General features: G+C 58.0%; 2 pseudogenes. Both read right to left on the bottom strand.

The annotated features are described in order from the left end of the window. Positions 1-291: 291 nt before the first annotated feature. Positions 292-903 (bottom strand): annotated as a pseudogene (locus tag J8I87_RS43885) (IS256 family transposase); the annotation flags it as partial. A 619-nt stretch (positions 904-1,522) separates the two neighbouring features. After that, positions 1,523-1,643 (bottom strand): annotated as a pseudogene (locus J8I87_RS43880) (IS200/IS605 family transposase); the annotation flags it as partial.

Raw genomic sequence — 1,643 nt, 5'->3', positions numbered from 1 at the left:
CAGCGTGTCATGGATGCGGTGATCACCATCCAGATCCTGCGCAACGGGTACGACACTTCTGTATAACGAGATGGGTTCAGTGAGCGAATGTGAATGCGCCTGAAAACAGGCATTTCACAATGCAAAAGCAGCACAGGTAGACGGCTGATACGCGCCGTGGAGTTGCCGGAAGGGTCCGTGTTTTCGGCTTAGTCGGCGCGAAATGCAGTTGCACGCTGGCTTCGTCTCGCGGCTCGCCTGACGGCATGGAGGTGTCAGGAATTTCGTGTGCTGAGGTCGGGTTAAAAGATCTCAGCTCATGGCGCTCGTGAATCGCTCGCCGAACAGAATGGCGAACTGATTGACTGCTTGCCGCCATGTGATAGGCGGCATCTTCCAATCCTTTTCGATGTTGCGCAAGGCCAGATACAGCAGTTTGCTGGCCGCTTCGTCGCTGGGGAAGTGGCCGCGATTCTTGACGATCTTGCGCAACTGCATGTGCATGCTCTCGATCGCGTTGGTCGTGTATATGATTCTGCGCACTTCCGGTGGATAGGCGAAGAATGGGATGACCTGCTCCCATTGGCGCTGCCACATCGCTGTGACCGTGGGGAATTTCCTGCCCCATTCGCTCTGAGAGAACGCTTCAAGCGCCGCCGCTGCAGCTTCCGCGGTGGCGGCCTGGTAAATACGCTTGAGAGCGGCAGCCAACGGCTTACGGTCCTTCCAGCTCGCCAGATTCAGCGAATTGCGGATCAGATGCACGATGCAGGTCTGGATCTGTGCGGCCGGATACACCGCTTCGATCGCTTCGGGGAACCCGCGCAAGCCGTCGACCACCGCGATCAGGATGTCGTGCAAGCCGCGGTTCTTCAGTTCGTTGAAGACCTTCAGCCAGAACTTGGCGCCTTCAGTTTGTTCAATCCGTTAATCGCGGCTCGTAGAGCAAATGCAGTGGTCAACTTAGCCATGACTTTTTTCTACTCGTGATCGGCAATCTGGTGCCTGCGTGCTTCCGTCACGGGCAGCGCTACAGGCTCGCGCGCAATCCCCCACGCTTCAAGGAGACCATCGAACGAAGGAAGCGCGACATGCATTTTAGGCGCCGGCAACGCAACGCCGGTCGCGCGATACCGCATCCGCTCTTTGGCGCTCGCGCCTGCCCGGACGACGCGCTCAAGCGCACCGCTCCGAACGGCATACCGGACCGCATCAGAAGCGGTGCGCGACTTCATTAGACCGGACGCGGCAATCTCCTCTACCGTCGCGCTTTCGCGATCGCGAAGCCACGCCAAAAGCGCCTCGGCGTTTGCGTGCGTGCTCATGCTCAACCTTTCCCGTTTTCCGTCTTGTTGCCGCTCGTTAGTTGATAACTGACACAATCGCGCCGCACGCTGCCCTAGCGTAGATCGCTCATACCATCAGTGGCCCTTTCCCGTTTTCCTATCGATCTACCTTAGTCAAATACCACCGGCAAAGCCGGTGGCTTGAAATTGTGAGCGCCTCAAAGGCGCCCATAAAACCGTGAGCCGCCGGTGGCGGCTTACTCCATGACCAGCTTCATCTGGTCGTATCGCTCATCCTCTTCTTCCTGATTGCGGATGTACGCTCGCACCATGTGCTCGTCCAGCCCCACCGTAGAAACGAAGTAGCCTCGGGCCCAA

Origin of the sequence: Paraburkholderia sp. LEh10, assembly GCF_017814945.1 — a bacterium.
In the GTDB taxonomy this organism is placed as follows: Bacteria; Pseudomonadota; Gammaproteobacteria; order Burkholderiales; family Burkholderiaceae; genus Paraburkholderia.
This window is presented reverse-complemented; position numbering and strand designations above follow the sequence as displayed.